We start from the raw sequence: 6,713 nt of genomic DNA on the forward strand, positions 1-6,713 counted from the left end.
TTGCCCGCTTCCATCAGCGCAGCCACAACAAGGAAAACCCATGCGCTATGAATTCAGCGAAGTGCTCAACGACCTGGTCGACTATTTTCTGCTCGGTGATATCCAGCTACTCGAAAGCTTCAAACAGCAGCATGAACTGCCCGATGACCTGGCCCGCGCCTTCACCACCGGCGACAGCGGCGACCTGGCCGTCGCTGAGGGGGTAATCCTGCCCTTGGCCGGTGTCGACAACCTGCCCTACCACATCCTGTTCACCCTCGACGGCCGCACCCCGGCGCTGCTTGAGCCCGGCAGCCGTCTCAAGCACAGGCGCAACGGCTACCGGCTCAAGGTCGAGAACCGCGCCCTCCTGCTGTTCACCTGGCGCATCCTGCAGCATTTCACCAACAAGACCCTCGGCGACCTGATGGCGCGCTACCAGGAGCCGGGCCGGCCAATCATCGAGCTGGATAACGGCTGGTATGAGGTCGAAGTGCTGGCCGGCGCGCTGGTCCGTGATGGCCTGTACGAACCTGCATTCGAATTCGTGCTGACAAAGGCCTGGGGGCGCGGCACTACGGGCAGCATAGACCTGGGCTACCGCTACACCCTGCACGGCTATTTCGACTGAAGCGTGCGATCTTCCAGCAGCTTGATGAACATGCTCAAACTGCGCGATACCGTGCCGCGGCGCCACACCAGCCAGGTTTTCAGGTAGCGGAAGTCTTCTGCCATCGGCCAGGCGCTGACGGTGCTGCAGCCGGGCATGTTGTCGAGCATGCTGCGCGGCATCATCGCAAGCCCGGCGCCTGCGCTGACACAGGCCAGCATGCCGTGGTAAGACTCCATTTCGTGAATTTTGCCGGGTACCGCCTGGTCGTGGACAAACCAGCTTTCAAAGTGGTGGCGGTAAGAGCAGTTGGCCCGAAAAGCGTAGATATTCGCGCCATTCACATCCCGTGCGCGGGTCACCGGTGGGTGGTGCAGCGGCGCGATCACGGTCATTTCTTCCTCGAACACAGGCATGCCTTCAAGGGTCGGGTGCAGCACCGGGCCATCGACGAAGGCGGCCACCAGGCGCCCGGACAATACTCCTTCGAGCATGGTCCCTGACGGGCCGGTGGACAGGTCCAGGTCTACCTTGGGGTAGCGCTGGTTATACGCGGCCAGCAGCGCCGGTATACGCACAGCGGCTGTGCTCTCCAGCGAACCCAGGGCAAAGGTGCCCTGCGGGTCTTCGCCCGCCACGGTCAGCCGCGCCTCATGCACCAGGTCAAGAATGCGCCGGGTGTATTCAAGAAAGTTCCACCCCGCCGGCGACAGGCGCAGCCGGCTTTTTTCGCGGATGAACAGCTCGACGCCCAGGTCCTCCTCCAGTTGCTTGATGCGCGTGGTGAGGTTCGACGGTACCCGGTGAATATGCTGCGCGGCCGCGCTGATGCTGCCGTGTTCGGCCACCGCCTTGAAGATTTCCAGTTGCACCAGGTCCACAATCATTCTCCAAACGTGAATGTTTCGCTCATTATTATTCAGTTTTCATTAAGCCGCGCCACCACTAGTCTGAGCTCACTCATTCATAACAACAGAGCACCCGCCATGAGCGAGATCAGCAGCCTGACCCACGCCATCTCCGTCGACCCGTATACCGGCGAGCAGATCGGCCACTACGCCTTCGACACCGACGCCGCACTGGAAGCGGCGCTGCAACGCGCCAAGGTTGGCTACAGCCAGTGGCGCAAGGTGTCGCTGGGTCAGCGCAGCGAATACCTCAATGCCCTGGCCGATGCCCTGCAGGCCGACGCAGAAGCGTTCGCGCAAATGATCGCCCGCGAAATCGGCAAGCCGATCAGCCAGGCGCGCGGTGAAGTCAGCAAGTGCGTCGGTTTGTGCCAGTGGTATGCCGAGCACGGCCCGGCAATGCTGGCTGCCGAGCCGACCCAGGTCGAAAAAGCCCGCATCGAATACCGCCCGCTGGGCCCGATTCTGGCGGTAATGCCGTGGAACTTCCCGCTCTGGCAGGTGCTGCGTGGCGCCGTCCCTGCCCTGTTGGCCGGTAATACCTACGTGCTCAAGCACGCACCGAACGTGATGGGCAGCGCCTACCTGCTGGCCGACCTGTTCAAGCGCGCCGCGTTGCCTGAAGGGGTGTTCGAGGTACTCAACGTCACCCCCGAAGGCGTGACCCGCGCCATCAACGACCCACGCATCGCCGCAGTGACGCTGACCGGCAGCGTGCGCGCCGGCATGGCCATCGGCGCTCAAGCCGGCGCCGCGCTGAAAAAATGCGTGCTCGAACTGGGTGGTTCCGACCCGTTCATCGTACTGGCCGACGCCGACCTGGACGCTGCCGTCAAAGCCGCTGTCATTGGCCGCTACCAGAACACCGGCCAGGTTTGCGCTGCTGCCAAGCGGCTGATCGTCGAAGAAAGCATTGCCGAGGCGTTTACCGCCAAGTTCGTCGAGGCGACCCGTGCGCTAACCGTCGGCAACCCGCTGGCCGACGCCACCTATATTGGCCCGATGGCCCGCTACGACCTGCGCGACGAGCTTGATGGGCAGGTCCAGGCCACCTTGGCCGAAGGCGCTACCCTGCTGCTGGGCGGGCACAAGGTCGATGGCGTGGCCAATTTCTATGCGCCAACCGTGTTTGCCAACGTCACGCCCGAGATGACGGCGTTCAAGCAGGAGCTGTTTGGCCCGGTGGCGGCAATTATCAGCGCCCGTGATGCCGAGCATGCTGTGGAGCTGGCCAACGACAGCGATTTTGGCCTGGCGGCGACCATTTACACCGCCGACTACGCGCTGGCCGAGCGCATGACCGAAGCGCTGGATACCGGTGGTGTATTTATCAATGGTTACTGCGCCTCCGACCCCCGTGTGGCCTTTGGCGGGGTGAAGAAGAGCGGCTTTGGGCGGGAGCTCTCGCACTTTGGCGTGCGTGAGTTTACCAATGCGCAGACGGTGTGGCTGGATCGCAACTGATCGATGCCTTCGCCAAGCTCCGGGGCCGGCCTCCGGAGCTTCGCTCCGAAAACCGGCCTGAAGGTGTGCATCATGGCAAATTGCTAACTCTGCTAGCTCATGCAATTGCCGCGCTGCGCATTCTTCGCTCGAACCAAAGCAGATCAGGTAGCGTATTGGCCTCCTCTGGCTCACTGGCTTCTTCTTCACCTGCGAACGCATACGCCGCCAGAGTGTCCCGGTAAACCTTACCCACAACCCCCACCGAGAACATATTGGTGCAGAATTCGACGTTAGCCGAGAATTGACTGGTACATGCATAAAGCCTTATCCGTGGCAGACCACACCTGCACCGCACAATCGTCGTTGCGGGTCTTTGCCTTGAGTTCGGTGGTCGAGGTCTGGTGGATGCGCATGATCACATCGTCGGCAGTGGTGGTGAACGCCCACTGTGCAGTGGCGTCCAGCTTGTCGGCGGTGAGCGTGGCCTTGACCCCTTCGAGGGTGACGATGGTGTCGGTTTCGATCACCTGGCGGGCGTTGCGCAGGACGGTGCGGTAGCCGTACAGGATGAGGCCCAGGGGGTTGCCGTGGGCGTCGCATTGGTACTCGGCCATCACGGGGGGCGTGGTCTCGGGGGGGATATCGCCACAGGCAAGCGCTGGGAGATCAGGCAAGCCCAAGGCTGGAGCAATGCTGTTCTGGCCCTTGTCCTGATAATAGTAGCGATACGTCAACGAGCCTTCGGTCGCTGTTATTTTCTCAAGTTGGGCGGCTGTACTAAAAACCATAGAACTGGCGGGAAAGACAGGATCCGAAATATAGTCATTCGTGACCTCCTCTGCCTTGTCGCACGCAAAGTCCTTCAGGTCGCGCAGGTACTCAACCGCGTTTAACCAGCGAAACACATCAGTAAAGTTTGTTTTCAGCGGCGGATAAAAAATCTCACCAATAACCGAAATTAAACACTTAGTACTAAAGTGCAACTTGTCTGCACCCAAATACGACCTGAGAATGATCGACTCCGAATTCTCCGCGCTAGCACTTTCAACGCTTTTAAACCTGTCAACATAGAAAGCCAGTAGCGCAAATTTGGGCTGACGCTCACCAAGGGAGGTTTCGGGAGCTAGTTTGTACTCTAAATTTTCAGCAGCCTGATGCACGTCGTAAATCAACACAGGCTCGCTATTCTCGTTAGGGGCAGAGTCAGAAACAGAGGGCAAGCCGTAGGAAGCAGAGTTTTTTAGTTCGCCTGAATACTCAACTACGTCGAAATCCTTACACCACGCTATCGCAGTGAATAGTTCCACCCTTGGAACCCTAACACTCTTAACGGACCTGGATAAACTATTAGGATCTCTCACATAAAGATCGACAAAAGACTCATTACCACTTGAAGAAAAGACCACCTCTCCTTGCGCATTATAACGTGTATGATGGCTGTTGTTCAGGGCGCTAATTTTTACAGTATAGCCGCCTCGAGGTTGCGAATAGCTTCCAACATAGTCATAGGATACCTCATGATTTTCCGCGCCACCTGCAGCAACCAATCTATATTTGCCTACGCGCGGCAAAGCGGGACGCTTATCTTTAAATGGCGCGCTTTTCGCTTGGTATTCCACCCTCTCAACCGACCCATCCAGCTCTTCTAAACGATACAGCACACGATCGAGCGTTGGGTCGACGGCGTAAGAGCAGTTAACTTGCTGGCACACCTGTTTTTTCTCAAGTCGCTGCAGCTTCATCAGCAAATAGTTCTCAAGCGATAGCTGCACATCAAAACACTCGCTGCTGCCCGGCCAAATACTCATCTTGACCCGTGCATGGTCATAGACAGCCTTGAATAGTTGCTCACTACCACTGCATACTTGCTCCAACAAAAACTGACCTTTCTGTCTTTTCCATGTCAGCTCCAGCTTTTCACCGTACGGTGACATGATTTCAGCAGGCAGTAGTTGCACGAATGGACGCTGGTAGTAAGCGATTTGCTGATCAATCTCTTTCGTTTTCTCACGCCACTTGCTCATGGCTTCGGCGTAATCAATCGCCGCCGCGCCGTAATACACCCCCACACAGAGTACGGCTAACGCCCACTGGGTCGCTGTCGAAGGCTTGGCTGGAAACTCGGGTGTTGATTTTTTCTTTATAGCCTTTAACAAACGGATGATTTCCATGCGGAACTCATCATTCGGCTCATCGGTATCGCCACCCGCCGCTTGCGGCACGCTCAATAGCTCGCGCCGTCCGCTGGGAAGGTCCAGCGTGAAGGTAGTGTAATCGTGCGTGCAACTGATGAAGCAGGCGGGCTTTTGCAAGCGCTTCCCTTCACCCAACTGGGTCCACTCTTCATCAGTAAATGTAAGGGTCACCCCGTCTGCCAGCGTCAGCCGACGGTCGCGTATTTCCAGGCTCGCAAAACGCCACGCCCAACCATCGCCCAGCCCTGCTTCATTACCCCGCAAAGGTGAATAGTGCAAAGTGAGATCGCACACCGGGCCTCTTCCGCGCAAGCCTTGCAGTGTAGCAATTGGGTAGTGGGCATGGAACAACCCGGTGCGCGGGTCAACCCCAGTCTCGCTCTCGCCCGCGGTGTCGAATACTTCCGAACCACAGGTGTTGCCGTAGTCCTCACACAAGTGATTGTTTGGCGTGTACGCAGGGGGAGCAGCCGGTGCCTTGAAGGAAATAGCGGTACCCCTTGGCCAGAGGAAATTATCGTCGAGGTAGCCCAGGTAACCCACCTCAAACTCGGCACCGCCAGCCTCATGGTCTGGATAATCAAAATCGACATAAAAAGCAGATTTACCACCGCGCCCAAGCGCGAACGCGCTTGCCGTCATGGATTGAATACCCATATGGGTTGGAGCGAATCGACTAATAACGTTTTTATCATTGCAGCGCCGGACGTTCAGTACTCGATAACCCCGAGCACGCGCAGTGTCGCTCAACACAAAGACGGTTTCACCTTTGCACCGCTCAACAACCAAGGCACCGTGCGAAAGATACTTTTTAAAATCGAGTGCAGTACGACTTTCCAGACTGGAAGTGCTACTGCCGGCTGCCTTCGCCGGTGTGTCAATAGGCAACCGCCGACTGTCCAACATAGAATCCTGGTAACTTGCAACATCCCCCAGGTTGTCCAGTTCCACCAACAACCCAGCAAAGCGCGGCGACCACAACCGCCAATCTCCCGTCCCGGCAGCAGCGCTATCCGCAGCACCGTCCGCCGCCTGGCGCCAGGCGCGCAACTGCGGCCAACCTTGCTTCTCGATGAACTCGGCCAAGGCGGTCTCCCACGCAGACTGGTCCTTTAGCTGATCAGGCTTGAACACGGCCTGCCCCAGCAATACCCGGCTGTACGGGTGACGCACCGTCACCAGCGCTACATCCGTTTCGGCCTTCCAGGCACTGGCCAACGCCGGCCCTTCCACCCAGTTGTCGCGCCCCGGCAGCGAACTGAATACCCGAATCGCTTCGCCACGCTGCCACAGGCTGGCCGCAGTGCTGCTTGCCGGTTTCTCTTTATTGCCTACCTGAAGCCAACCGCCCAAGCTGGATTTATTGAGCGCTGCGCCGAACGCGGTCAGCCACTTGCCTGCTGCGCACTGCGTCTTGCTTGGCGTCCAGCTGAAACTGTCGAGCAAACGATGGGAAAAGGCATCATACGCCCACACCTGCACCGCCTTGTCGGCATCAAGTGCCAGCCCCCCATCCACGTCCTGGCCCGTCCACCATTGGGCTTCGTTGAGGGTCACGCACAGCTCGGAACCTTG

The 6,713-nt window shown here is 58.3% G+C and carries 4 protein-coding genes; 2 read left to right on the top strand and 2 right to left on the bottom strand.

From position 1 onward, the window contains the following. Positions 1 to 40: 40 nt before the first annotated feature. Positions 41 to 610 carry a hypothetical protein gene (locus HU720_RS16285; protein WP_186520966.1) on the top strand — a complete coding sequence of 190 codons (570 nt, stop codon included), beginning with the start codon at positions 41 to 43 and terminating at the stop codon, positions 608 to 610. Here the strand turns inward: HU720_RS16285 and HU720_RS16290 are convergent. Next, the gene (locus tag HU720_RS16290; protein WP_346656590.1) at positions 598 to 1,470 is read right to left on the bottom strand and encodes a LysR substrate-binding domain-containing protein; all 873 of its coding nucleotides are present in this window, start codon (positions 1,468 to 1,470) and stop codon (positions 598 to 600) included. The genes HU720_RS16285 and HU720_RS16290 overlap by 13 nt on opposite strands. A gap of 105 nt (positions 1,471 to 1,575) precedes the next feature. On the opposite strand from HU720_RS16290, the gene HU720_RS16295 reads away from it, so the two are divergent. Then, entirely contained in the window at positions 1,576 to 2,961 is a 1,386-nt protein-coding gene (locus HU720_RS16295) for an aldehyde dehydrogenase family protein (RefSeq protein WP_186520968.1), read from the top strand. Between the two features lie 272 nt (positions 2,962 to 3,233). Here the strand turns inward: HU720_RS16295 and HU720_RS16300 are convergent, their stop codons facing one another. Then, on the bottom strand, positions 3,234 to 6,695 hold the full coding sequence (locus HU720_RS16300; RefSeq protein ID WP_186520969.1) for a hypothetical protein: 3,462 nt from the start codon (positions 6,693 to 6,695) through the stop codon (positions 3,234 to 3,236). Positions 6,696 to 6,713 lie beyond the last annotated feature (18 nt).

The organism is Pseudomonas sp. SWRI51 (assembly GCF_014268825.1).
Classification (GTDB): Bacteria; Pseudomonadota; Gammaproteobacteria; order Pseudomonadales; family Pseudomonadaceae; genus Aquipseudomonas; species Aquipseudomonas farsensis.

What these genes read in the sequence shown, in the direction of transcription:
- HU720_RS16285 (WP_186520966.1), top strand. Translation starts at nt 41, where the DNA reads ATGCGCTATGAATTCAGCGAAGTGCTCAACGACCTGGTCGACTATTTT.
- HU720_RS16295 (WP_186520968.1), top strand. Translation starts at nt 1,576, where the DNA reads ATGAGCGAGATCAGCAGCCTGACCCACGCCATCTCCGTCGACCCGTAT.